The sequence below is a fragment of the Methylopila sp. Yamaguchi genome (assembly GCF_002897035.1).
In the GTDB taxonomy this organism is placed as follows: Bacteria; Pseudomonadota; Alphaproteobacteria; order Rhizobiales; family Methylopilaceae; genus Methylopila.
In genome coordinates this window covers 110441-133839 of record NZ_BAUX01000007.1, presented here as the reverse complement: position 1 = coordinate 133839, position 23399 = coordinate 110441, and the positions used below count along the sequence as shown (strand labels likewise).

22 protein-coding genes are annotated in these 23399 nt (G+C 70.7%); 9 read left to right on the top strand and 13 right to left on the bottom strand.

Going from position 1 to position 23399, the window contains the following annotated elements; all coding sequences use genetic code 11:
- Positions 1–45: 45 nt before the first annotated feature.
- Positions 46–987 (bottom strand): FecR family protein, encoded by a 942-nt coding sequence (locus METY_RS10120; protein WP_103121261.1) that lies wholly within the window; start codon positions 985–987, stop codon positions 46–48.
- A gap of 104 nt (positions 988–1091) precedes the next feature.
- Positions 1092–1775, bottom strand: a complete 684-nt coding sequence (locus METY_RS10115) for an RNA polymerase sigma factor (protein ID WP_244593595.1) — start codon at positions 1773–1775, stop codon at positions 1092–1094.
- 168 nt (positions 1776–1943) lie between these two features.
- Here METY_RS10115 and METY_RS10110 point away from each other — a divergent pair, with 168 nt between their 5' ends.
- Both METY_RS10110 and METY_RS10105 read left to right on the top strand, forming a co-directional pair.
- A complete protein-coding gene (locus tag METY_RS10110; RefSeq protein ID WP_103121260.1) occupies positions 1944–2426 on the top strand; it encodes a DUF2938 family protein in 483 nt (160 codons plus the stop codon).
- Positions 2423–3715 carry an MFS transporter gene (locus tag METY_RS10105; protein WP_103121259.1) on the top strand — a complete coding sequence of 431 codons (1293 nt, stop codon included), beginning with the start codon at positions 2423–2425 and terminating at the stop codon, positions 3713–3715. The genes METY_RS10110 and METY_RS10105 overlap by 4 nt, the downstream gene beginning before the upstream one ends.
- On the opposite strand, the gene METY_RS10100 is transcribed toward METY_RS10105, so the two are convergent.
- From METY_RS10100 to METY_RS10085, 4 genes are all read right to left on the bottom strand, one after another.
- Complete coding sequence (locus METY_RS10100; protein ID WP_103121258.1) at positions 3712–4158, bottom strand: MEKHLA domain-containing protein; 447 nt, start codon at positions 4156–4158, stop codon at positions 3712–3714. The two genes, METY_RS10105 and METY_RS10100, sit on opposite strands and share 4 nt — an antisense overlap.
- Position 4159: 1 nt before the next feature.
- On the bottom strand, positions 4160–5038 hold the full coding sequence (locus tag METY_RS10095) for a lipid kinase (protein WP_103121257.1): 879 nt from the start codon (positions 5036–5038) through the stop codon (positions 4160–4162).
- Positions 5039–5104: 66 nt separating this feature from the next.
- Complete coding sequence (locus tag METY_RS10090) at positions 5105–6463, bottom strand: MFS transporter (protein ID WP_103121256.1); 1359 nt, start codon at positions 6461–6463, stop codon at positions 5105–5107.
- Positions 6464–6591: 128 nt separating this feature from the next.
- Positions 6592–7503 carry a phytanoyl-CoA dioxygenase family protein gene (locus METY_RS10085; protein WP_103121255.1) on the bottom strand — a complete coding sequence of 304 codons (912 nt, stop codon included), beginning with the start codon at positions 7501–7503 and terminating at the stop codon, positions 6592–6594.
- A gap of 203 nt (positions 7504–7706) precedes the next feature.
- Between METY_RS10085 and METY_RS10080 the strand changes: the two genes are divergently transcribed.
- The 3 genes from METY_RS10080 (at position 7707) to ligD (ending at position 12240) form a co-directional block, all read left to right on the top strand.
- Positions 7707–8732, top strand: coding sequence for a LacI family DNA-binding transcriptional regulator (locus METY_RS10080; protein ID WP_103121254.1), 1026 nt, complete (start codon positions 7707–7709; stop codon positions 8730–8732).
- A 68-nt stretch (positions 8733–8800) separates the two neighbouring features.
- Positions 8801–9712: a non-homologous end joining protein Ku gene (gene ku, locus METY_RS10075; protein WP_103121253.1), complete on the top strand. Its 912-nt coding sequence runs from the start codon at positions 8801–8803 to the stop codon at positions 9710–9712.
- A gap of 2 nt (positions 9713–9714) precedes the next feature.
- Complete coding sequence (ligD, locus tag METY_RS10070; protein ID WP_103121252.1) at positions 9715–12240, top strand: DNA ligase D; 2526 nt, start codon at positions 9715–9717, stop codon at positions 12238–12240.
- A 241-nt stretch (positions 12241–12481) separates the two neighbouring features.
- On the opposite strand, the gene ku (METY_RS10065) is transcribed toward ligD, so the two are convergent.
- The 5 genes from ku (METY_RS10065) to METY_RS10045 form a co-directional block, all read right to left on the bottom strand.
- Positions 12482–13282, bottom strand: a complete 801-nt coding sequence (gene ku / locus METY_RS10065) for a non-homologous end joining protein Ku (RefSeq protein ID WP_103121251.1) — start codon at positions 13280–13282, stop codon at positions 12482–12484.
- Between the two features lie 63 nt (positions 13283–13345).
- Positions 13346–13858, bottom strand: coding sequence for an RNA pyrophosphohydrolase (locus METY_RS10060; protein ID WP_103121250.1), 513 nt, complete (start codon positions 13856–13858; stop codon positions 13346–13348).
- A 48-nt stretch (positions 13859–13906) separates the two neighbouring features.
- A complete protein-coding gene (hemA, locus tag METY_RS10055; protein ID WP_103121249.1) occupies positions 13907–15133 on the bottom strand; it encodes a 5-aminolevulinate synthase in 1227 nt (408 codons plus the stop codon).
- Positions 15134–15247: 114 nt separating this feature from the next.
- On the bottom strand, positions 15248–16951 hold the full coding sequence (locus tag METY_RS10050) for an ABC transporter permease (RefSeq protein ID WP_103121248.1): 1704 nt from the start codon (positions 16949–16951) through the stop codon (positions 15248–15250).
- A gap of 13 nt (positions 16952–16964) precedes the next feature.
- A complete protein-coding gene (locus METY_RS10045; protein ID WP_103121247.1) occupies positions 16965–17993 on the bottom strand; it encodes an extracellular solute-binding protein in 1029 nt (342 codons plus the stop codon).
- A 223-nt stretch (positions 17994–18216) separates the two neighbouring features.
- Here METY_RS10045 and dapB point away from each other — a divergent pair, with 223 nt between their 5' ends.
- From dapB to METY_RS10030, 3 genes are all read left to right on the top strand, one after another.
- Positions 18217–19023: a 4-hydroxy-tetrahydrodipicolinate reductase gene (gene dapB / locus METY_RS10040; RefSeq protein ID WP_103121352.1), complete on the top strand. Its 807-nt coding sequence runs from the start codon at positions 18217–18219 to the stop codon at positions 19021–19023.
- A gap of 121 nt (positions 19024–19144) precedes the next feature.
- Positions 19145–19771 (top strand): 2,3-bisphosphoglycerate-dependent phosphoglycerate mutase, encoded by a 627-nt coding sequence (locus tag METY_RS10035; RefSeq protein ID WP_103121246.1) that lies wholly within the window; start codon positions 19145–19147, stop codon positions 19769–19771.
- 97 nt (positions 19772–19868) lie between these two features.
- Positions 19869–21005, top strand: a complete 1137-nt coding sequence (locus METY_RS10030; protein WP_244593594.1) for a TraB/GumN family protein — start codon at positions 19869–19871, stop codon at positions 21003–21005.
- A 40-nt stretch (positions 21006–21045) separates the two neighbouring features.
- On the opposite strand, the gene METY_RS10025 is transcribed toward METY_RS10030, so the two are convergent.
- Positions 21046–21564, bottom strand: a complete 519-nt coding sequence (locus METY_RS10025; RefSeq protein WP_103121245.1) for a DUF2244 domain-containing protein — start codon at positions 21562–21564, stop codon at positions 21046–21048.
- A 20-nt stretch (positions 21565–21584) separates the two neighbouring features.
- Between METY_RS10025 and nth the strand changes: the two genes are divergently transcribed.
- Positions 21585–22376, top strand: coding sequence for an endonuclease III (nth, locus tag METY_RS10020; RefSeq protein ID WP_103121244.1), 792 nt, complete (start codon positions 21585–21587; stop codon positions 22374–22376).
- A 166-nt stretch (positions 22377–22542) separates the two neighbouring features.
- Here nth and METY_RS10015 read toward each other — a convergent pair whose 3' ends face one another.
- The gene (locus METY_RS10015) at positions 22543–23379 is read right to left on the bottom strand and encodes a MipA/OmpV family protein (protein ID WP_103121243.1); all 837 of its coding nucleotides are present in this window, start codon (positions 23377–23379) and stop codon (positions 22543–22545) included.
- Positions 23380–23399 lie beyond the last annotated feature (20 nt).

Genomic DNA, 23399 nt, shown 5'->3' with positions numbered 1-23399 from the left:
ATTTGCGAACGGCGAGCGGCGAAAAGACTTAAGCATCGACGGACGTCAGTAGACGACCGTCACCCACGGTGTGATCCGCAGGGTCTGAGCGCCGACGGCGGCGGCCGCGGCGGCGAGGCTCTGGGCGACGCCCGTCGTGGGGAAGGTGCCGGAGACCCGGCGGTCGGCCAGCGACCCCCGCAGCACGATGCGGGACGAGGTCTGCCGCTGAAGCGACTCGACCACCCGGCCGAGCGGCGCCTTGTCGAACACGAGCCGGCCCGACATCCAGGCGAGTGCGGCGTCGAGGTTCGCCGGACCTGCCTCGCCGGGGCGCCCGTCCACGACGGCCACCTGCTGTCCGGGGCCGAGCGCCACCTCCGCCGTGTCGGCGTCGCCGAGAACGCGGACGGCGCCGCGCTTCACCGTGACGGTCACGCCGCCCTCGGCGCGGTCCACGTCGAAGGCGGTGCCGACGACCCGGACGCTTGCGTCGCCGGCGTCCACGGTGAACGGCCGGTGAGGGTCCGGCGCGACTTCAAAATAGATCTCGCCCTTCAGCAGCGTCACCCGGCGGGCGCCCGGCTCGAAAGCTGCGGCGAGCGCGGCGTCGGGGCCGAGGCGCGCGGTCGAGCCGTCGGGCAAGACATGCAGCGTGGTCTCTCCCGGGCTCGTCGCCACATCCGCGCGCAGCGTGGTCACGAGCGGAGCGGCGACCCAGACGGCGAGGGCGCCGGCGAGCGCCAGCGCGGCGAAGCGCGGACGGAGGAACGACGCCGCGCCTCGTTTGACCTTCGGGCGTGGCGAGCGCTCAGCGATCGCCGCGAGCGGGCCGCCGAGCGCGGCCCACATCCCTTCGGCCTGATCGTAGGCCTGGGCGTGGCGAAGATCCGCGTCGCGCCAGGCCGCAAAGCTCGCCTCGTCGGCGGCGCTCTGCGATCCGTCCCGGCGGGCGAGCCATCGCGCGGCGGCGGCGCGGTGAGCCTCGGTCGGGCGTTCCGCCGTCATAGGCGGCCTATGGGTTTTCGCGCGCGTGCTCTCACGTTCCGACCTTAGAAGGCTTCCAGCTTCTGTCTCAAGAACGATCGAGCGCGCGAAGCCCGAACGCGGTTTTAGGAAAAATCGTCGCCGAGGTGATCGGCGAGCGCTTCGCGGCACTGCTCGAGGCCGCGCGCGAGCTGCTTCTCCACCGCGCGCACCGTGACGCCAAGCCTCGCCGCGATCTCGGCGTTGGTCTCGCCCCGCAGCCGTCGGGCGATGAAAATCTCGCGGGTGCGGGGTGGAAGGCGCTCGAGCGCCTGTGCGAGCGCCTTCAGCGTCTCGCGCGCGGCGAAGGCGTCGTCCTGGGTCGACGGCTCGGTGGCGAGCTGCTCCGGCGTGAGTTGGGCGAGCGCGCGGGAGCGCCGGCCGGCGGCGAGGTTGTGGTCGATCGCGGCGTTGCGGGCGGCGGCGTAGAGGATGCGGCGATCGTCGTCGTCGGAGCCCGCGCTGCCGGCCTTGAAGACCCGCGCGAAAACGTCCTGCACGATGTCCGCCGCGGCCTCGCCGTCGCGCACCCGCCGGCGCACCATGCGTTCGAGCTGGGCGCGGTGCCCTTCGAACAGTCGGGTGAGAGACGAGCGCCAGGACGACATCGGCGTGGAAGACGTTACGCTCGCCATGGCGTGGCCGCTGAAACGCAGGAGGTCATGGGCGCAGCCGCAGTGCCGCCGCGAACGGCGCAAGACGATGGAGGGTTTCGGCGCCGAGCGCGCGCCGCCCACGATCAAGACGAACTCGGCTCCAAAGACAAGCATTATTCTACATAGTTTATTTGGTATAATTCCAGACGGATTTTCATCGCCGTGACTTCAGGCGACGGGTTCCGCCAGCTTGAATGTTCGGAAGGTTCGCGCTTCAAGACGTCACGTCGACGTCGCGGCCGCGTCCCTCCCCACGGAGCGTTCGGCCAGGGAGCGGTCCGCATGGAGTTCATCGTCAGGGCCGCGCTGATCGGCGCGGGGGCCACCGCCGTGTTTGACCTGTGGGTCCGGCTGCTCGTTCTGCTGCGTCTGCCCGCGGCGAATTGGGCGCTCGTCGGTCGCTGGTTCGCGCACGCCGGACGTGGGCGCTTCGCGCATGCCGACATTGCGGCGACGCCGCCGGTGAGGGGCGAGACCGCCGTCGGCTGGACCATGCACTACCTCGTCGGGATCCTGTTCGCCGCGGCGCTGCTGGCGATCTGGGGCCTCGACTGGGCGCGGTCGCCGACCCTCGGCCCTGCCATGGCGGTGGGCCTCGTCACGGTGCTCGCGGGCTGGCTGATCCTCGCGCCGGGGATGGGGGCCGGGATCGCCTCCCGCAAGCGCCCGAACCCCAATCGCATACGTCTGGTGCAGGTCGCCGGCCACGCCGTTTTCGGACTGGGGCTTTATCTTGCGGCCGTGGTCGTCGAGGCGCTGGCGTGAGCGCGCCGAGCGATCTCGCGCAGGCTCCCGCCCGTCCGCTCACGGCGCGCGACGGCAAGACGCTCGGTCTCGCCGCGCTCGGGGGCGCGCTGGAATTCTACGACTTCGTCGTGTTCGTGTTCTTCGCGACCGTGATCGGTCAGCTGTTCTTCCCGCCGGAGATCCCGGAGTGGCTCCGGCAGGCGCAGACCTTCGCGCTGTTCGCCGTGGGCTACCTGGTGCGGCCTCTGAGCGGCCTGGTCATGGCGCATGTGGGCGACCGGGTCGGCCGCAAGCGCGTCTTCGCCTTCACGATCCTGCTGATGGGGCTCGCGACGCTCGGCATCGGCCTGCTGCCTACCTACGCCACGATCGGCGTCGCTGCGCCTTTGGCGCTGCTCGCGCTCCGTGTGGCGCAGGGGGCCGCGATCGGCGGCGAGGCTCCGGGCGCCTGGGTGTTCGTGGCCGAGCACGCGCCGCCGAACCGCGTCGGCCTGGCCTGCGGCGTTCTGACGGCGGGCCTGACCGTCGGCATCCTGCTGGGCTCGCTCGCCGCCGGCGTCGTGAACCGCGCCTTCACGCCCGAGACCGTCGCGGACTGGGCCTGGCGGCTGCCGTTTCTGCTCGGCGGCGTGTTTGGGCTCGCCTCCGTCTATCTCCGCCGTCTGCTGGACGAGACGCCTGTGTTTCAGGAGATGAAGGCGCGGTCTCAGGTCGCGGCCGAACTGCCGCTGAAGGCGGCGCTGCGCGACCATGGCCGTGGCGTGGTCGTCTCGATGCTGCTGACCTGGCTGCTGTCGGCGGCGATCGTCGTGGTCATCCTGATGACGCCGGCGCTGCTGGAGCGGCTGCACGGGGTCCCGATCGCCGCCGCGCTGTCGGCGAACGCCGCGGCCACCGTCGGCCTCGCGATCGGCTGCGTCTTGGCCGGCGCGCTGATCGACCGGATCGGCGCGGGGCCCTTCTTCACCTTCGGCGCCCCCGTGCTCGGCGTCTGCGTCTGGACGTTCTACGCCTACGCGCCGGGCGACCCCGCGCTGCTCACGCCGCTCTACGCGCTCGCGGGGCTCGCGGTCGGCGTCGTGGCGGGCGTACCCTATGTGATGGTGCGCGCCTTTCCGGCGGCGGTGCGCTTCACCGGCGTGTCGTTCTCTTACAACGTCGCCTACGCCGTGTTCGGCGGGCTCACGCCGGTGCTGCTGCCGTTCCTGCTGCGGATCGACCCCTTCGCCCACGCGCATTACGTGGCGGCGCTCTCCGCGCTCGGCTGCGCCGTCGGCCTGTGGATGTGGCGGCGGGGGCGGCCTTAAGCGTCGCGCCAGCTTGCGAAGGTCGCGGCCTGGCCGACCGCCGACCCGTCGGGCGAGACCAGCCGCCACACCACCCCCTGCTCGATCCAGAACCGCCGGCCGGACTTCGCGACGCGGATCCCGCGGTAGTTTTCCGTGAAGCCGTCCCGCGTCACCCCGTCGAGCAGCGCCTGCCGCGCCGCGCGCTCCGGCGCCTCCGCCGACAGCCGCGACGGGAGGCCGATGATCTCGTCCCAGCCGTACTCGAAACAGGTTTGCGCCATGCGGTTGGCGTAGACGAAGCGGGGGTCGGCGCCGCCGTCGTGGGCCAGCACGGCGAAGGGCGCGTCGTCATAGAGCCAGTCCGCGCCCGCGCCTTCCGGGGCGAGGGGACGGCCGACGAAGCGGGCGTGGCTGTCCGAGAGCACGCGGAAGAACGCCGGATCGCGCGTCAGATCGATCACGTCAGCCCTCCGCCGGGACGAAGACCTCGATCGCCCGGCGCAACAGCCGGAAGCGGGCGGGCGTTTCCGCGATGATCTCGCCGTCGGCGTTGATCGGCTTCGGCTTTCGGGTGCGCACGTCGAAGGACTGGCCGCTCATCGACCGGATCTCCCGCCAGGCCTCGTGATCGCCGATCCGCAGCGCCTTCAGCATCAGCGCCAACCGCCAAGCGCGGGCGAACTCGAGGCTATAGAGGTCGAGCCGGCCGTCGTCGATGGCGGCGGTGCGTTCGATGACGTTCCCGCCGCCGTAGAAGCGGCCGTTGCCCACCGCGACCTGCAGGCTGATGGTGCTCACCCGGCCGGCGTCGCTCTCGATCGTGACGCGGAACGGCTTCGCCCGGGCGAGCGCCCGCACCGCCGCAACCGCGTAGCCCAGCCGGCCGAAGCGGCGCTTGAGGTCGCTCGTTAGCTCTTCCGCGAGGTCCACGCTGAGGCCGAGACTGGCGACGTTGAAGAACAGCTCGTCGTTGACCTGGCCGAGGTCGATCCGGCGCGTGCGGCCCTCCGCCACGATGCGGATGGCGGCGTCGAGGTCGGGCGGTATCCCGAGCGTGCGGGCGAGGTCGTTGGCGGTGCCGGTCGGCAGCACGCCGAGCGGCTTCTGCGCGGCGTGCACCCCCTTGGCGGCGGCGTTCAGCGTGCCGTCGCCGCCCGCGACCAGGATCATCTCCGCCTCGCCGGCCCGTCCCGCGATCGCGGGAGACAGCTCGTCCCGGCTGTCGGCGGACAGCGGGACCGGCGTGATTCCTGCGGACCGGAGCGCCTCGACCGCCTGGTCGCGCGCGTCCTGCCCGCTGCGGCTCTTGGCGTTTACGATGAGGAGGGCGCGCCGGGTCATGACGCGCCTAAGTGGCTCCGGCGGGCGCGGGTTCAAGCGCCCGCCCGAGGGATCGGCGCGGAGGCGTCAGGCGACCGCGCGGACGAAGCGCGGTTCGGCTGCGGCGCGCGCCGGTTCGATCTCGCTCGCGTCGACTGTGATGTCGTCGCGGTAGGTCTCGGGGCCCATCCAGACCGCGTAAGCCGTGACGAGGCCGAGGAAGATCGCGTAGAGCGCGACAGGCCAGGACGAGCCGCTCGCCCAGGCGACGAGCGCGGTCGCGATCGCAGGCGCCGGGCCGCCGGCGAGGATCGAGCCCAGCTCGCGCGCGAAGGCGAAGCCGGAGAACCGCCGCTTCGGCCCGAACAGCTCCGCGAAGTAGGCGGCCTGGGTGCCGAACATCGCCGCGTTGCCGCCGAGCGCCAGCCAGAACGCCGCGCACAGCCAGAAGGTGGTCTTGGCCTCGAGCATGGCGAAGAACGGAAAGGCGAGCAGGCAGCCGAACAGAGCTCCGAAGATGTAGACCGGCCTCCGGCCGATGCGGTCCGACAGCGAGGCGAAGGCCACCACGCAGATCATCTGCACCACGTAGCCGCTCATCATCGCGAACAGCGCGTCCGATTTCGGCACCCCGAGATTGTTCACGGCGTAGCTCAGCCCGAACACGGGGAAGAGATAGCCGTGGCCGTTCTCGGCGAGGCGGGAGCCCAGCACCACGAAGAAGTTCTTAGGTTGGCGCGAGACCGACTCCCAGACGGGGTTCTTCGACTTGGTCTCGGGCGCCGCCGCGATCTTCTCGAACACGGGCGTCTCTCTCAGGCCCATGCGGATGACGACGCCGAAGATCACCATGACGATCGAGAGCAGGAACGGCACGCGCCAGCCCCAGCTCAGGAAGTCCTCCTGCGGCAGCCGCGACACTAGCGCGAACACGCCGGAGGCCAGCATCATGCCGGCGCCGACGCCGAGCGGCGCGAACGAGCCCCAGAAGCCGCGGCGGCCGGGCGGGGCGTGCTCCACCAGCATGAGGACGGCGCCGCCGTACTCGGCACCGGCGCCGAACCCCTGCACCAGCCGCAGGAACACGAGCAGGATCGGCGCCCACACGCCGATCTGGTCGTAGGTCGGCAGCAGGCCGATCAGCAGGGTGCCGACGCCGACGAGCAGCAGCGTGATGATGAGCACCGGCTTGCGGCCGATGCGGTCGCCGAGATGGCCGAAGACCAGGCCGCCCAGCGGGCGCGACAGGAAGCCGACGCCGAAGGTCGCGAGCGCGACCAGCGTGCCGGTGGCGGGGTCGAGCTTGGGGAAGAACAGGTGGCCGAAGACCAGGGCCGCGGCCGAGCTGTAGATGAAGAAGTCGTACCATTCGAGCGCCGTGCCCACGCAGGACGCGGCGATCACCCTGCGCGAGTGCGCAGGCCTCCCTTCGGCGGCAGCCGACATGGCGATCCTCCCAGATCTTATGTTTTGGCGCCCGGCGCCTCGTTGGACGCCGGGTCGTTCCGCTTTCCGTTTTTTGTCCCGCCGCCGTCGTTCCGCGCGGCGGCGGGTCGTTCGATCGGCCTGTCGCGTCAGGCGGCGCGCTCTCCGGGCTTGGCGAAGGCGGACACGGCGCCCGCGCTCTTCTGGACCTTGAAGATGGAGGAGCTGTCCGGCGCCGGCGGCAGCGGCAGCAGCACCGGCACGTCCTTGAGCCGCGGGCGGTTGGTCTGTTCGCCGAACACCATCCGGCTGGTGACGGTGTCCCAGACCTGGTTCTGGTTCATGCCGACGAAGGCGCCGGCGGCCCCGGCCAGCGGCCAGGCGTCGGCGGCCGAGAGCTCGTAGAAGCACATCAGCCGGGCGCGGTCGGACATGTTGGGCGCGGAGCCGTGCAGCGTGCGGCAGTGGTGCAGCGACATCGAGCCGGCCTTGCCGGTCAGCATCCGGATCTTGTCCTTCTCGAACAGCGGGTCGTTCGGGTCGATTGCGCCCGCGAACACGCCGTTCACGAAGTGGCTGAGGATCGGACCTTGATGCGTGCCCGGGACGACCTGAAGCGGGCCGTTCGCCTCCTCGACGTCCTCAAGCATGAGGCCGATCGCCAGCACGTCGTCGTTGGTGTGGGGGTAGAACGCCCAGTCCTGATGCCACTCGACCGCCGCGCCGCCGCCGGGGGCCTTGGTGTTCAGCTTGCTGGTCTGGAGCCGCACCGAAGGGCCGAGCAGGGCTTCGAGCACCCCGCGGACCTTCGGGGAGCGCAGCACCTCGAAGAAGGCTGGCATATGCACGTGCGGCTGCTTGATGCGGGTCAGACGCGGGCTGTCCTTGGAGTGGCCTTCGTCGAGATCGAAGACCGCGTCGTTCTCGGTGACCGCGCGGGAGCGCTCGATCATGCCGTAGGTCAGCGCGCGCAGCTCCTCGAGCAGCGGGCCGGTGACGGCGTCCTCCACGAGCACGTAGCCGTCCTCGTGATAGGCCTTGATCTGGTCCTGGGTGAGCATGTCGGGGCGTCTCCTCGTGATGCCGCTTCGCCGGCTTGAGCCGGTCTCAGTCATGATGCTTGCGCAAACATGTCGCACCCGTCAACCCGGCGCGTGGTATTTTCGGAGCCCTCGTCCGATCGCTGGAGGGCTCGGCGCGGCCGCCCGAACCCGCTAAGACGATCAGGGTTGGAAGCGCCGCCCGCGCGCGCCTGTGGAGCGACATGGTCAACGCGAAGACGCCCGACGGCGATCGCCGGCTGCGCATGGACGACGTGGCGGAGTTGGCCGGCGTGTCGCAGATGACGGTGTCGCGCGCCCTGCGGACGCCGGAGAAGGTGGCGCCCGAGACGCGCGCCCGCATCGAAGCCGCCATGGCGCAGCTCGACTACGTGCCGGACCTCGTCGCCGGCAGTCTCGCCGCGCGCCGCAGCGGGCTGATCGCAGCCGTCGTCTCCACCTTCGAGAACGCGATCTTCGCGCCGACGATCGCAGGCCTGACCGAGGCCGCCGAGGCGGCGGGCTTCACCATCCTGCTCGGCTCCTCGGGCTACTCCGAGACCGACGAGGAGCGCCTGCTGCGGGCGATCCTCGGCCGCCGCCCGGACGGCGTCATGCTCACCGACGCGTTCCACACGCCCCGCGCCCGGCGGCTGCTGGCGGCGGCCGGCGTGCCGATCGTCGAGACCTGGGACCTGCCGGCCGAGCCGGTCGACATGGTGGTCGGCTTCTCGAACGTGGACGCCGGCCGGGCGATGGCGCTCGCGCTCCATGGCTTCGGCTACCGTCGCATCGCCTTCGTCGCGCCGAGTTCGGAGCGCGACCGCCGCGGCCTGAAGCGGCTTGAGGGCTACCGTCGCGCGATGGACGAGCTTGGCGCGCCGCGTCGTGAGATCCGGCTGCACGGCCCGGTCGCGACGCTGGAGGAGGGGGCGGCGGCGCTGGCGTCTCTCCTCGACCGGCACCCCGGCGCGGACGCCGTCGCCTGTTCCGTGGACACGCTCGCGGCCGGCGCCCTGCTCGAGGCGAGGCGCCGCGGCGTCGACGTGCCGGGCCGGCTCGGGATCGCCGGCTTCGGCGATTTCGCCCTCGCCCAGCCGGCCGGGCTCGACATGACGACCATGCGCATCGCCGGCCGCAACATCGGGGCTGAGGCCGGCGCCATGCTGGTGAAGCGCATCGCTGGAGAAACGCCGGACCCGGCGGTGTTCGACATCGGCTATGAGGTGGTCCGCCGCAGCTCCGCCTGAGCCCTGAGAGCCTTGGGGAACCGGACGCCGCGCCCGACGTTCGAGTCCGTCTTGTACGGAGGACCGCCGTGGCGCCGCGCGCAAACTGGAAGGGCTTTCTGAGGGTCGGCGAAGTCGCCTGCGCGGTCGCTCTCTACACCGCGGCGTCGACCTCCGACCGCATCGCGTTCCACACCTTGAACCGAGAGACCGGCAACCGCGTGAAGCGCCGGTATGTCGACAGCGAGACCGGAGAACCGGTGGAGCGCGACGATCAGGTGAAGGGCTACGAGGTGTCGTCCGGCGAGTATGTCATCCTGGAGCCCGAGGAGGTGGCGGCCGCGACGCCCGAGAGCGACAAGACGCTCGACGTCGACGCTTTCATCCCCTGCGACGCCGTCGACGACGTCTATTTCGACAAGCCCTACTACCTCGCGCCGGCGGACGGCGCTGCGGAGGAGGCCTTCGCGCTGCTGCGCGAGGGCATGCGCGCCAAGAAGGTCGTCGCGCTCGCCCGCACGGTGCTGTTCCGCCGCGAGCGCACGGTGCTCATCCGTCCCCACGGCGAGGGGCTGGTCGGCACCACGCTGAACTTCGACTACGAGGTGCGCTCGGCGACCGAAGCGTTCCGGGATCTTCCGGCCACCAAGATCAAGGGCGAAATGCTCGACCTCGCCCGGCACATCATCGACACCAAGAGAGGGACCTTCGACCCCTCCGCCACCGAGGACCGCTACGAGGCCGCGCTCGCGGAGCTGGTGCAGGCCAAGGTCGAGGGCCGCAAGATCACGCCGAAGAAGCCCAAGGCGCCGGCGAAGGTCACCGATCTGCTGGCGGCTTTGCGCGAGAGCGCAGGTCTCAAGGCCGACAAGTCTAAGGCCCCGACGAAGGCTCCTGCCAAGGCTGCCGCGAAGACGGCGAAGAAGGCCGCCCCCGCGAAGGCGAAAGCGCCGGCTAAGTCCGCGGCCGGAAGGACCGCGGAGCGCCGCAAGGCGAGCTGACCATGGCGCTCGACCTCTACCGACAAAAGCGCGACTTCAAGAAGACGAGCGAGCCCTCGGGCGACGAGGCGCCGTCCGGCGGCGGCGACGCCTACCTGATCCAGAAGCACGACGCGACCCGGCTGCACTACGACCTGCGCCTGGAGCTCGACGGCGTCCTAAAGAGCTGGGCGGTGGCGAAGGGGCCAAGCCTCGTGGTGGGCGAAAAGCGCCTCGCGGTCGAGGTCGAGGACCACCCGCTGGCCTACGGCGACTTCGAGGGCACGATCCCGAAGGGCGAATACGGCGGCGGGACGGTCGTGCTGTGGGACCGCGGCAGCTGGACGCCGCTGGCCGATCCACGACGTGGGCTCGCCAAAGGCCACCTTGAGTTCGAGCTGCATGGCGAGAAGCTGGGAGGCCGCTGGAATCTCGTGCGGATGGCCCGGCGGCGCGGGGAAAAGCGCGACAACTGGCTGCTGATCAAGGGCGACGACGACGCGGGACGGGACGAAGGCGCGCCGGACATCCTGGAGGAGCGGCCGGAGTCGGTGAAGACCGGGCGTAGTCTGGAGGAAATCGCCGGCGAGGCCCCGGGGTGGTCGTCGAAGACCGGCAAGATCGACCGCCCGAAGACGAACCGCGCGGCCCCTCAGCAGGCGAAAATCAAGAAGGCGAAGACGGCTCCGATGCCCGACTTCGTGGAGCCCGCCCTCGCCACGCTCGCCGCCAAGGCGCCGGCCGGGGCGAAATGGATCCACGAGATCAAGTTCGACGGCTACCGGCTGATCGCCCGGATCGCCGACGGCGAGGTGCGGTTGCTGACCCGGAGCGGCCTCGACTGGACGGATCGCTTCGGTCCTCAGGTGGTGGAGGCGCTGAAGGCGCTGCCGGTGACGGAGGCGATGATCGACGGCGAACTGATCGTGGAGAACGACGCCGGCGCGTCCGACTTCTCGGCGCTCCAGGAGGCGCTGAGCGAGGGGCGTACGGACAGCTTCGTGTTCTACGTCTTCGACCTGCTGTTTCTGGACGGCCAGGACCTGCGGCCCAGCGCGCTCATCGATCGCAAGGCGGCGCTGGCCAAGCTTGTAGGCGCCGGCGGCCCCATCGTGAAGCTCAGCGAGCATTTCGAGGAGAACGGCGGCCTGGTGCTGCAGCACGCCTGCCGTCTCAGCCTGGAGGGCGTGGTCTCGAAGGACCGCGACGCCCCCTACGCCTCGGGGCGCGGGCGGAGTTGGATCAAGTCCAAGTGCACGCACCGGCAGGAGTTCGTGATCGGCGGCTACACGCCGTCGACCAGCGCGAAGGAGGCGATCGGGTCGCTGGTGCTCGGCGTGCACGAGGGCGGAAAGCTCGTTCCCGTGGGCCGCGTCGGGACCGGGTTCTCCGCGAAGATCGCGCGCGACCTGTTCACGCGGCTGCAGGAGCGCGAGATCAAGCGCTCGCCCTTCGCGCAGAAGCTTACGGCCGAGGAGGCGCGCGGCGCGCGCTACGTCCGGCCTGATCTCGTCGCGGAGGTCGAGTTCCGGGCCTGGACCGGCGATCATCACCTGCGTCACGCCTCGTTCCGCGGCCTGCGCGAGGACAAGCCTGCCGGGGAGGTGAAGCGCGAAGAGGCCGCCGGGTCCGCGGACGAGACGCCGCGCACCGAGAAGGTTTCCGCGCCGAAGGTCCGCCTGACGCATCCTGATCGGGTCTACTGGGCCGACGTCGGCGTCACGAAGCAGGGCCTCGCCGACTACTACATGGAGGTCTGGCCGAAGATCGCGCCCTTCCTCGTCGGCCGGCCGCTGTCGCTGCTGCGCTGCCCCGGCGGGGTGGGGGAGCAGTGCTTTTTCCAGAAGCACGGTTGGAAAGGCATGAACGCGGCCATCGGACAGGCCCCCGACCCGACCGACGACGAGCCGGTGCTGACGATCGACAGCCGCGAAGGGCTGCTCGGCCTCGTGCAGGGCGGCGTGCTCGAGATCCACCCCTGGGGCTCGACGCTGAAGGACCTCGAGCGCCCGGACATGATCATCCTCGACCTCGATCCGGGCGACGGAGTGGGCTGGGACCAGGTGATCGAGGCGGCGCAGGAGGCCAAGGCGCGGCTGGAGGCGGCGGGGCTCGCGGCCTTCGTCAAGACCTCGGGCGGCAAGGGCCTGCACGTGGTCGCGCCGCTCGAGCCCCGGGCGGAATGGCCGGAGGCGAAGGCCTTCACCAAGGCGATCGCAGAAGCCATGGCGGCGGACGACCCAAAGGCTTACGTCGCGACGGTGTCGAAGGCCAAGCGGCGCGGCAAGATCCTGGTCGACTACCTCCGCAATGGCCGTGGACAGACCGCCGTCGCGCCCTATTCGACCCGCGCGCGCCCGGGCGCGGCCGTCTCCGCGCCGCTCGCCTGGGACGAGCTGGGGTCCGAGATCGGACCAGCCTACTTCACGGTCCAGAACATGCCGCAGCGGCTTGCGGCGCTTGAGAAGGACCCTTGGGCCGGCTTCTGGAAGGCCGCGAAGCCGCTGCCTAAGGCCGAGACGAGCGGGTCGCGTCGTAAGAGGCGGTAAGCCGCCCCGACAAGCTCAGACTCGTGTTCGGCCTTGAGCCGGGACCTGGAAGCTCCTGCGATTCATGGCGCCCACAGCGAGGAAGGTCCCTTCTCGACCCCCCACCGTCATGGTCCGGCTTGACCGGACCATCCACGGCTCGACGAAGCTAGACGCCCGAGGTGGGTCGTCCGGTCAAGCCGAAGCACGACGGCGTGTGTGATCAGGCCGATTCAAGGCGACGCCGGCAGCAGCCGTCGGCTCAGCGCTTCCCGCCTTCCTTCGCGAGGCTCTTCCTCAGCGCGTCCATGATGTTGATGACCTTGCCGGTCTCGGCGGGCTCCTCGACCTTCGCCTTCGGCTTCGTCTTCCGCCCCTTCTTCCGTGACGCGATCAGATTGAGCAAGCGCGCCTGGACGGGGTCGTCCACCATCTTGGGCGACCAGGACTTGGTGCGCTCGTCGATCAGCGACGTGACTAGGGTCATCAGTTTGGGATCGGGCTTGTCCGCCTCCAGACCGCCGAAGTAGTCCTCCGGATCGCGGACCTCATCGCCGTAGCGCAGGGTCCAGAGCACGATGCCCTTGCCGCGCGGCTCCAGCAGCACTGCGCGCTCGCGGCGGTAGAGCACCAGCCGCGAGATGCCCACCATGCCGGTCGCGGCCATGGCCTCCCGGATGACGGTGAAGGCCTCCTCGCCGACCTTGTCGTCGGGGACGAGGTAATGGGGCTTGTCGTACCAGATCCAGCCAACGGAATCGGCGGGCGCGAACATCTCGACGTCGATGGTGTGGGTGGTGTCCAAGGCGACGGCGTCGAGCTCCTCGTCCTCCAGCAGGACGTGGTCATCCTCGCCGCGCGGGTAACCCTTGACCTCGTCCTCGCGTTCGACAGGGTCGCCGGTGACCGAGTCGACGTATTCGCTCACCACCCGCGCGCCCGTTGCGCGGCTCAGGGTGTGGAACCGGACCTTTTCGCTCTCGGAGGTCGCGGGCGTCATCGCCACAGGGCAGGTGACGAGCGAGAGCTTGAGATATCCCTTCCAGAACGCCCGTCCGGCCATCGCCCAATTCCCCTCTGCGCGGGAGGAGAACAGCCATGCGGGCGCTGCGGTTCCCGACCTCGGTCAGCCGCCCCCAGCGAGGGGCGCGAAGGCGCGGGCGACCTCCAGATAGACCGCGCGCTTGTAGGGCACGACCATTGCCGGGAGCCGGTCCAGCCGCTCCCAGCGCCATTCCGAAAACTCCGGCTCGGCGCCGGCGTCGGCCGGCGCCAGATCGATCTCGTGGTCCACGCCGTGGAAGCGCATCGCGAACCACCGCTGGCGCTGGCCCCGAAAGGCCGCGAGCCTGTGGGGCGGCCCGTCGTACTTCGGAAAATCGTAGGTCAGCCACGCAGGGTGCGCGCCGATAAGGGTGGCGCTGCGCACCCCGGTCTCCTCGAACAGCTCACGACGCGCGGCGGCTTCGATGTCCTCGTCCGGGTCGACGCCGCCCTGCGGCATCTGCCATTCGCAGCCTGGGACCAGCACTTCCGGGCCGTCGTCGCCGATGCGTCGCGCGATCAGCACGCGGCCGCCTGCGTCGAACAGTGCGACGCCGACATTCGGACGGTAGGGCAGCGCATCGGCGTCGGTCAGGGACGCACCTCGTGAAGGGGCGCCTCGCCCCGCCGCCCGGAGGCCGCCTTACTCGGCGGCCTGGGCGATCGGGCGGCGCGGCAGGTCGAGCTTGGCCCAGACCGCGTCCAGCGCGCGGGCGAGCTTCGCCACCAGCGCGTCGTCGTGGAACGGCGTCGGGGTGATGCGCAGCCGCTCCGTGCCGCGGGGCACGGTGGGATAGTTGATCGGCTGGATGTAGATGCCGTGCTCGGCCAGCAGCATGTCGCTGGCGGCCTTGGCCTTTTCGGGACACCCCACGAACAGCGGCACGATGTGGGTCTCGGAGTCCATCACCGGCAGGCCGCGGTCGGCGAGCGCGGCCTTGGTCCGGGCGGCCTGGGCCTGGTGCCGGTCGCGCTCGCTCTGCGAGGCCTTGAGATGGGCGACCGAGGCCCGCGCCGCGGCGGCGATCGCCGGCGGCATGGCGGTGGTGAAGATGAAGCCCGGCGCGTAGGAGCGGACCGCGTCCACCAGCGACCGGGTGCCGGTGATGTAGCCGCCGATCACGCCGAAGGCCTTCGCGAGCGTGCCCTCGATCACGTCGATCCGGTCCATGACGCCCTCGCGCTCGGCGATGCCGGCGCCGCGCGGGCCGTACATGCCGACCGCGTGGACCTCGTCGAGGTAGGTCATGGCGCCATAGCGGTCCGCGAGGTCGCAGAACGCCCGGATCGGGGCGACGTCGCCGTCCATCGAATAGACGCTCTCGAACGCGATCAGCTTCGGCCGGTCGCCGGCCTCCTTGAGCAGGCGCTCGAGATCCTCGACGTCGTTGTGGGCGAAGATCTTCTTGTCGCAGCCGGAGCCGCGCACGCCTGCGATCATCGAGGCGTGGTTCAGCGCGTCGGAGAGGATCACGCAGTCCGGCAGCAACCGGGCGATAGTCGAGATGCCGGCCTCGTTCGAAACGTAGCCGGACGAGAACACCAGGCCCGCCTCCTTGCCGTGAAGGTCGGCGAGTTCGTGCTCAAGCATCACGAGCGGGTGGTTGGTCCCGGCGATGTTGCGCGTGCCGCCGGCCCCTGCGCCGAGCCGGTTCACCGTCTCGGTCATGGCTGCGAGCACCTTGGGGTGCTGGCCCATGCCGAGATAGTCGTTGGAGCACCACATCACGACGTCGCGCGGGCCCTCGGCCGCGTGCCACGTCGCGTGCGGGAAGTCGCCCGCACGGCGTTCGAGATCTGCGAAAACGCGATAGCGCTTCTCGAGGTGAAGCTGCTCGACCGCGTGACGGAAAACGTCGTCGTAGTTCATCGGCCTCTCTTTTCGCCGACAGGTCATAATCGTTCGAACCGGCGATGTCGTCGTTCGAAGGACGCTGCGCGACAGAACGTCGCGCCGGGCCCGAGGTCAACTCCGGGATCGTCCTTAGGGGGCGACGCCCAGTTCTTCGGCCGACGCCGGTCGGTTCCGGGAGGACGCCCGCGCGATGAGAGCGACGGGCGCGAGACCGACGAGCACGATGGCGAGGGCGGCGACGGCGCCGCTCTCGTAGGTGCCCCGCGCCGCCTCGCCGTACACATGGGTCGCGAGGGTCTCGAAGTTGAGGGGGCGGAGCAAGAGCGTCGCGGACAACTCTTTCATGCAGTCCACGAACACCAGCAGCGCCGCCGCGCCCAGCGCGGGCGCCGCGAGCGGCAGATGGAGCGCCCGGGCGACGGCCGCCGGCCGCGCGCCGAGCGTGCGGGCGGCGTGGTCCAGCGACAGCGGGATTTTGGCGAGGCCGGCGTCGACGCCGCCGGACGGAATCGCGAGGAAGCGCACGACATAGGCGAAGATGAGCGCGGCGCCGGACCCCGAGATCAGCAGGCCGGTCGAGATCCCGAGCGCCTGCCGCGCGACCCCGTCGACCATGTTGTCGAAGCCTGCGAGCGGCGTCAGCAGGCCGACCGCGAGCACCGTGCCCGGCATGGCGTAGCCGACGCCCGCGGCGACCTGAGCCGCGCGCGCCGGCAAGCCGCGGCGCACGCGGGCGGCGTAGGCGAGGACGAACCCGAGCGCGGCGGCGATCGTGGTCGCGATCAGCGCGAAGCCGAGGGTCCGCGCGATCTCGCCATAGATCTGCGGCGGCACGCCGAAGGCTGCGATGCGGACGGCGGCGGCATGGGCGAGGTAGGCCGCAGGCGCCACGAAGCCCAGCGCGATCGGCGCGGCGCAGGCCAGCACGCAGCCCGTCTGGCTCAAGGCGCCGAGGTCGCGCGGCTCGCTGCGCCGGGCGGCGCGCGCCTCTCCGGCCACCCCTTGGCGGCGACGCGCCCAGCGCTCGAGGGCGACCAGCGCCAGGACCAGAGCGATCATGACGAGCGCGATTTGCGCCGCGCCCTCGACGCTGGAGCGGTTCACCCAGGTCGAATAGATCGCCACCGTGAAGGTGCGCACGCCCAGAAATTCGGCGGCCCCGATGTCGTTCAACGCCTCCATCAGCGCGAGCGACACGCCGACCGCGATGGCGGGGCGGGCGAGCGGCAAGGCGACGGTGAGGAAGGTCCGCAGGCCGCCGGCGCCGAGCGTGCGCGCGGCCTCAAGCGTCGCGGAGGACTGCATCAGGAACAGTCCGCGGGTGGTGAGATAGACGTAGGGGTAGAGCACCGCGCCGAGCAGCAGGACGCATCCGCCCATGGACCGGATTTCCGGGAACCACAGCCCCCGCACGTCGGTGATCCCGAGCAGGGCGCGCAGCGTCGTCTGGATCGGGCCGATGGGGTGCGTCAGGTCGAGATAGGCGAAGGCCGCGATGTAGGTCGGCATCGCGAGCGGAAGCAGCAGCGCCCACTCAAAGATTTTCCGGCCCGGAAAGCGGTAGGCGACGACCAGCCAGGCCGTCCCGACGCCGACGACGGCGGTGACCAGGCCGACTCCTGCGAGCAACTGCAGCGTTTCCCAGGCGGCCCGCGGCAGCACGTAGGCCGCGAGGTGGGGCCAGAGATCGCCCGAGCCTCTGGCCGCGAGTCCCACAAGTCCCGCGACCGGCGCAAGCGTCAGGCACGCGATCGCGACGCCGGCCGCAAGCCAGCGGCCGCCGTCGCGGGGAGGGCGGCTCAGGCGCGGCGCCGCCTCGGCCGCAAGCGTCACCGCGGTCGCCGGCTCAGCCGTCGAAGCCGACCTCGTCGACCAGCGCGGAGGCGGCCTTGCGATTCTTCGAGATCTCCGCGAGCGAGGCGTCGTCGACCTTCAGCTCACCGAAGGAGGCGAGGATCGGATCGACCGGCGCGCCGGGCTTCACCGGGTATTCGAAGTTCGCCTTGGCGTAGAGGCCCTGCGCCTCGTCGGAGACCAGGAACTCGAGCAGCTTCACGGCCTGTTCCTTGTTCGGCGCGTTTTTGGCGACCGCGGCGCCCGAGACGTTGACATGGGTGCCGCCGCCCTTGGCGAAAGTCGGCAGCACCACGTTGATCGCCTCGCCCCACTTCTGCTGATCGGGGCCGCCTTTGCCGGACCGCATCAGCCCGACGTAGTAGGAATTGCCGATCGCCACGTCGCAAAGGCCCGCTAGGACGTCGCGGGCGCCCTCGCGGTCGCCGCCGCTGGCCTTGCGGGCCAGGTTCGCCTTGAGCCCCGTCAGCCAGGACTTCGCGGCCTCGCGGCCGTCCTTCGCGATCACCGCGGCGATCAGCGAGGTGTTGTAGGGATGCTGGCCCGAGCGGATGCAGACCTTGCCCTTCCACTTCGGGTCGGCGAGGTCCTCGTAGGCGAGCGCCTTGAGGTCCGGCAGGCGGTCCTTCGAGACGTAGACCACGCGAGCGCGGAGCGAGAGGGCGGTCCACTGGCCGTCGGCGTCGCGCAAGCTTGCGGGAACCGCGGCCGCGATCGCGGCGGACGTCGTCGGCTGCGTCAGGCCGCGGTCGACGAGGTCGATCAGATTGCCGAAGTCGACCGTCATCAGGATGTCGGCCGGAGAGTTCGCGCCCTCCGCCGCCACGCGCTCGGCGAGCCCCTCCTTGACGAAGACGGTGTTGACCTTGACGCCCGCCTTCTCGGCGTAGGCGTCCAGCAAAGGCTGGATCAAGCCGGGCTCGCGGGTCGTGTAGACGTTCACCTCCGCGGCGCCGGCCGGCAGAGCCAGCCCGAGCGAGGCGAAAGCGGCGAAGGCGGCGGCCTTGAAAGTTGCGGTCATGACGTCGGTCCCCCCGAGGCCGCGTCTCTACGGAGCGGCGCAAGGCTCTGGTAGGACTCGCCGCGGCGGGCGGTCAATCGACGTCGCGAAGATTTCAAAGGTCTGGAATTAGAGCAATTCAACAGAGCTCGTGCGCCCCGGTCGCCTACGCCCGCCCGCGATGCTATAGCGGCCGCCGCCGCCCCGCCGTCCGTCCCGCCCGAGGAGTCCGCCCGTGACCGACATGCGCCTCATCGTTCTCGGAGCCTCCGGCCGCATGGGCCGAGCGTTGAGCCGGGCGATCGCCGAGATCGAGGGCGTGACGCTCGCCGGCGCGCTGGAGCGCGAGGGCTCGCCCCATCTCGGCGCGGATGCGGGCGAGCTGGCGGGGCTCGGCCCGATCGGCGTGCCCGTCACCGACGATCCCCTGCCGCTGGTGGCCCATGCCGACGGCGTGGTGGACTTCACCGCGCCGGCGGCCACCGTCGCCATCGCCGAACTCGCGGCGCAGGCGCGGATCGTCCATGTGGTCGGCACCACGGGCCTGTCGGAGGCGGATCTCGACCGCCTCGACGCCGCCGCGCGCCACGCGGCGATCGTGCGTTCGGGCAACATGAGCCTCGGGGTCAACCTGCTCGCCGCCCTCGTGCGCCAGGCCGCGCGGGCGCTCGGTCCGGAGTGGGACATCGAGGTGCTGGAGATGCACCACCGCGCCAAGGTCGACGCGCCGTCCGGCACGGCGCTGCTCCTGGGCGAAGCGGCGGCCGATGGCCGCGAGGTCGCGCTGAAGGAGGCTTCGGTGCGCGTGCGCGACGGCCACACCGGGCCGCGGACCGAGGGCTCGATCGGCTTCGCCACGCTGCGCGGCGGCTCGGTCGTGGGCGAGCACACCGTGATCCTGGCGGGCGCGGGGGAGCGTGTGGAGCTGGTCCACCGCGCCGAAGACCGCATGATTTTCGCCCGTGGCGCCGTGAAGGCCGCGCTGTGGGGCTTCGGACGCAAGCCGGGGCATTATTCCATGGCGGACGTGCTTGGCCTTCAGCAGGCCTGAAGCCGCGCGAAAGCTTCGTGCAAAGGTCGAAGGGGTGCGCTAAAGGGTCCCACGACGCCTCAAGCGGCCCTCCCGCGGTCCCGCCGCTCGGCGGGCCGGCTTTCTCCAGGAGCTCTCTCGCATGCAACGTCGACTCGTGCTCGTGCGTCATGGCCAGAGCGAGTGGAACCTGAAGAATCTGTTCACCGGGTGGAAGGATCCGGGGCTCACCGAACGCGGCCTCGCGGAGGCCACCGCGGCGGGCCGGAGGCTGAAGGAGGCGGGCATGACGTTCGACGTCGCCTTCACCTCGAAGCTCCAGCGCGCCCAGCGCACCAATCAGCTCATTCTCGCCGAACTCGGCGGCCGCTCCGTGCCGGTGATCGAGGACGCCGCGCTGAACGAGCGCGACTACGGCGAACTGACCGGCCTGAACAAGGACGACGCTCGGAAGACCTGGGGCGAGCAGAAGGTTCTGATGTGGCGCCGGTCCTACGACGTGCCGCCGCCCGGCGGCGAGTCGCTGCGCGACACGGTCGCCCGCACGCTGCCCTACTTCGTCGCCGAGATCCTGCCACGGGTGCTGAACGGCGAGCAGACGCTGGTCACCGCCCATGGCAACTCGCTGCGGGCGCTGATCATGGTGCTCGAGCGCCTGACGCCCGACGCCCTGCTGCAGCGCGAGCTCTTCACCGGCGCCCCGATCATCTACGACATGAACGCCGACTCGACGATCGCGTCGGTGAAGGATCTCGGCGCCGGCCTCTAAGGCGTCCGCGCGCCGAGGGCCGTCGAAAACGGCGGAGCTGGTCTGCGCCAGCAAAGAAGTGATTGGCGTGGGGCGCCCGGCGCCCCATCCTACCCTCATGGCGACGTCGTCTTCGGCTGCTCGGCTCGAAGTTTCGGTTTGCTCGGCGGGTCTGGCGCGCAGCGCGAGGGCCGCGATCGCCGCGTTTGTCCTTGTCGCAGGGGCTCTCCTCGCGCCGTCCGCACGCGCCGGTGGAACCGCGCCGGACGTTGGTTCCGTACGCTCCGGCGACGCAGCCCAGGCGCTGACAAGCGCCGCGACCCAGCTCGAGCCGTGCTCCGGGGTCGATCTCGTCAAGTCGCTGCAGGCGAGCGACCCCGCCGGTTTCGAGACCTTCGAAGACGCGGCGCGCGGCGTGGTCAACGGCCAGGGCCTGCTGTGGCGCGTCGAACGGCCGGGCGCCAAGGTCTCCTATCTCTTCGGCACGATGCATTCGTCCGACGATCAGGCGAAGCAGTTTGACGACCTCGTGCTGCGGGCGCTCGCGCGCTCCCATATCGTCGCGATCGAGCTGCCGGGCGCGAGCACCAAGCGCGTCGCCTCAGAGTTGCGCCGGCTGGTGGCCAATCGCTCCTTCCGCCCGGGCGGCGACACGCTGCGTCTGCTGCCGGAGCACGTCCGCCCGGCGGTCGAGGCGCGCATCGCCCGCGCCGGCATCCCCGCTTCGGTCGCGAACCAGCTGAACCCTTGGTACCTTGCGCTCGCCCTGTCCCGGTCGAACTGCGCTGCGCCGATCCAGCGGTCCGACCCCGAGACCGCCGACGCGCGGATCGAGCGGATGGCGCACGAGCAGGGCGCCGAGGTGGTGGCGCTGGAGACGCCGATCGAGCAGGTCGACGCGCTGGCCTCGGTGCCGGACGGCGTCGCCCTCCGGATGCTGCGGGACGCCGCCGAGCGGAACACGCGCCCGGAAGACATCGAGAGCACGATCTCCGGCCTCTACCAGACCCGGCGGATCGGTTATCTCCTCGCCATGCGCGGGCCGGCCTGGGCCGGGATGTTCGACGCCGACGGCTACGCCGACTTCCTGTCCGCCTTCATCACCCGCCGCAACGTCACCATGCTGCAGCGGGCGCTGCCGATCATCGCCGAGGGCGACGCCTTTCTCGCGGTTGGCGCGCTTCACCTGCCGGGACCGAACGGTCTGGTGGAGATGATCCGAAGCTCGGGCTTCATGGTCACGCGGATCTGGTGACGCGGCGAGAGTGGGCCGGCTGGGGAAACCCGGCGCAGGCTCAGCGCTCGTCGGCGAACCGGGGACCGGCCTTGGCGGCGGCGAGCGCCGCGCCGAAGGCGTCGGCGAACTCGGCCCGCTCGTGCGGCGACAGCGCCCGGGCGACGTCGATCGACGCGTCACGCGAGCGCACCGCCAGCCGCGTCATGCCGAAGTCAGCGTCAGTCTCGCTCTCGAGCCGGACCCAGGACGGATTGAACCGCCACTCCTGGGCGACCCCTTTGGGAGTGACGCGACGGATAACGAGCTCGAGGTAGGTGAGCACGATCCTCTCGCAGGCGCGCCCCTCCGCGAAACTGATGCGGAAGGTGAGCCACAGCAGCGCCACGTCGAGGCCGAAGAAGCCCACCACCGGCCAGGCGCCGATCAGGAAAAACGGGATGCTGAGCAGAAGCGACGCCGTCCCGAACGCGGCCATGAGGATCGCGAAGCCGCGCGGACCAAGGGAGCGGTGCGGCGTGATCTCGGCGTCGAAGACCGGGTCTTCGACCGCGCGCTGCGGTCTGGCGTCCGGCGTCATGGCTTCAGTATAACGCGGGGATGCCGCCCCGCCAGCCGCCCGCCGCCGCCTCTCAGAACCCCGCCCCCGAGGCCGCTCCGGCCAGGCCGCGGGCCAAAGCCGGCGTCGCCAAGGTCGGCGTCGCCAAGGTCGCTCGCGCGAAGACGACGAAGCCGCGGCGCGCGAAACGCCTGCCCCCGGACGTCGTCGAAGAAATCTTCCGCCGCTTCCACGCGCAAGATCCCGAGCCCAAGGGCGAGCTGGAGTACGTCGACCCCTACACGCTGCTCGTCGCCGTGGTGCTGTCCGCGCAGGCGACCGACGTTGGCGTCAACAAGGCGACGCGCCGGCTCTTCGCCGAGGCCGCGACGCCCGAGGCCATGGTCGCGCTCGGCGAGGAGCGGGTGCGCGAGCACATCCGCACCATCGGCCTGTTCCGCGCCAAGGCGAAGAACGTCATCGCGCTGTCCGAGCGCCTGATCGCCGAGCACGGCGGGGCGGTGCCGCCGTCGCGCGCCGCGCTGGAGCTTTTGCCGGGGGTGGGGCGCAAAACCGCGAACGTCGTGATGAACACCGCCTTCGGGGAGCCGACAATCGCGGTCGACACCCATCTGTTCCGCGTCGGCAACCGCACCCAGCTCGCGCCTGGCAAGACGCCGCTCGAGGTCGAACTGGGGCTCGAGGCCGCCGTGCCCGACGTCTACCGCCGGCACGCCCACCACTGGCTGATCCTGCATGGCCGCTACGTCTGCAAGGCCCGGAAGCCCGAGTGTTACCGCTGCCTGATCGCGGACCTTTGCCCGTTCGAGCCAAAGACTCCTCCGCCCGGCTGAGCCGGTTGGGAGGGCGCTTTTCCGCTCCGACGGCTGCCGAAGGTTCGGCGGCCGTCGGGCGATCGGGCGGCGCGCGGCCGTGGGGGACGCGGGGCGCGGACCACGCCCGCCCGATCCTCTCGGAGGCGTCGGAGCCGCTCAGGGCTCGGACGACGCCGCCATCGGTTCAGTACCGGTAGGACACGGCAAGCCCGAGAAGCCCGGAGGTCTTCGATCCGTCCTTGACGATCGGACTGTCCGCCGCGTCGCCGACGTAGCGGGTGACGCCCGCCCGCGCGAGCACGCCCCAGCTTTCGGTGAACTGGTAGCCGGCGGTCACGCCGGCGCTGAGGTCCTTGAAGCCGGCGTCCGGACGGTAGGCGCGCAGTCCCGACGCGGCGGATTCCGATTGCGAGACGCCGAAATAGGTGCGGTTGAACGACTTGCTGCCGTAGGTCGTCTGCGCGTCGACGTTGACGTAGGCGGGGCCCCAGCGGAGCGCGGCGTAGGACACCCCGGCCGTGATGAGGAAGCCGTCGTGCGCGTTCGAGACGTCGTGCACGAACGAGGCCTCGAGGCCGATCTCGCCCTGGCCCTTGGCGTCGCCGCCGAACCGGTAGCCGACGAAGCCGCCCGCCTCCACGGCGGCGTCGATCTCGTCCAGCCGCTTCACGGGGCCGGACACGTCGTCGTCGCGCTTGCCCCGATATCTTACGATCGGTCCAACGTCCCACGGGCTGTCGGCCAAGACGTCGAGCCGCGCCTGCGTTCCCCGGACCTGAAGTTCGACGCCGCGCCAGGTCAGGTTGGCGATCGCGAACGGCTTGATGTCGTAGCTGTCGGAGCCCTCGTACTCCGGAACGAAGGCGGCGCCAGCCGCGAGGAACGCCGAAAAGACGCGTTCATTCGGAACAGGGGCGACCTCGGCCGCAGGCTCGGTCGAAATATCTGCGCCGTGCGCCGTCGGCGCCCAGATCCCGGCCAGAATCGCCGCTAAACTCGAACACGTCAGCAGTGGTTTCATCACGCTACCTCTTCCGCCGC

Excerpts from the sequence above, each read along its gene's own strand:
- METY_RS10120 (WP_103121261.1), bottom strand. The coding sequence starts at position 987 with ATGACGGCGGAACGCCCGACCGAGGCTCACCGCGCCGCCGCCGCGCGA.
- METY_RS10115 (WP_244593595.1), bottom strand. The coding sequence starts at position 1,775 with ATGCTTGTCTTTGGAGCCGAGTTCGTCTTGATCGTGGGCGGCGCGCGC.
- METY_RS10110 (WP_103121260.1), top strand. The coding sequence starts at position 1,944 with ATGGAGTTCATCGTCAGGGCCGCGCTGATCGGCGCGGGGGCCACCGCC.
- METY_RS10095 (WP_103121257.1), bottom strand. The coding sequence starts at position 5,038 with ATGACCCGGCGCGCCCTCCTCATCGTAAACGCCAAGAGCCGCAGCGGG.
- METY_RS10090 (WP_103121256.1), bottom strand. The coding sequence starts at position 6,463 with ATGTCGGCTGCCGCCGAAGGGAGGCCTGCGCACTCGCGCAGGGTGATC.
- METY_RS10085 (WP_103121255.1), bottom strand. The coding sequence starts at position 7,503 with ATGCTCACCCAGGACCAGATCAAGGCCTATCACGAGGACGGCTACGTG.
- METY_RS10080 (WP_103121254.1), top strand. The coding sequence starts at position 7,707 with ATGGTCAACGCGAAGACGCCCGACGGCGATCGCCGGCTGCGCATGGAC.
- ligD (WP_103121252.1), top strand. The coding sequence starts at position 9,715 with ATGGCGCTCGACCTCTACCGACAAAAGCGCGACTTCAAGAAGACGAGC.
- ku (WP_103121251.1), bottom strand. The coding sequence starts at position 13,282 with ATGGCCGGACGGGCGTTCTGGAAGGGATATCTCAAGCTCTCGCTCGTC.
- hemA (WP_103121249.1), bottom strand. The coding sequence starts at position 15,133 with ATGAACTACGACGACGTTTTCCGTCACGCGGTCGAGCAGCTTCACCTC.
- METY_RS10045 (WP_103121247.1), bottom strand. The coding sequence starts at position 17,993 with ATGACCGCAACTTTCAAGGCCGCCGCCTTCGCCGCTTTCGCCTCGCTC.
- dapB (WP_103121352.1), top strand. The coding sequence starts at position 18,217 with ATGCGCCTCATCGTTCTCGGAGCCTCCGGCCGCATGGGCCGAGCGTTG.
- METY_RS10035 (WP_103121246.1), top strand. The coding sequence starts at position 19,145 with ATGCAACGTCGACTCGTGCTCGTGCGTCATGGCCAGAGCGAGTGGAAC.
- METY_RS10030 (WP_244593594.1), top strand. The coding sequence starts at position 19,869 with ATGGCGACGTCGTCTTCGGCTGCTCGGCTCGAAGTTTCGGTTTGCTCG.
- METY_RS10025 (WP_103121245.1), bottom strand. The coding sequence starts at position 21,564 with ATGACGCCGGACGCCAGACCGCAGCGCGCGGTCGAAGACCCGGTCTTC.
- nth (WP_103121244.1), top strand. The coding sequence starts at position 21,585 with ATGCCGCCCCGCCAGCCGCCCGCCGCCGCCTCTCAGAACCCCGCCCCC.
- METY_RS10015 (WP_103121243.1), bottom strand. The coding sequence starts at position 23,379 with ATGAAACCACTGCTGACGTGTTCGAGTTTAGCGGCGATTCTGGCCGGG.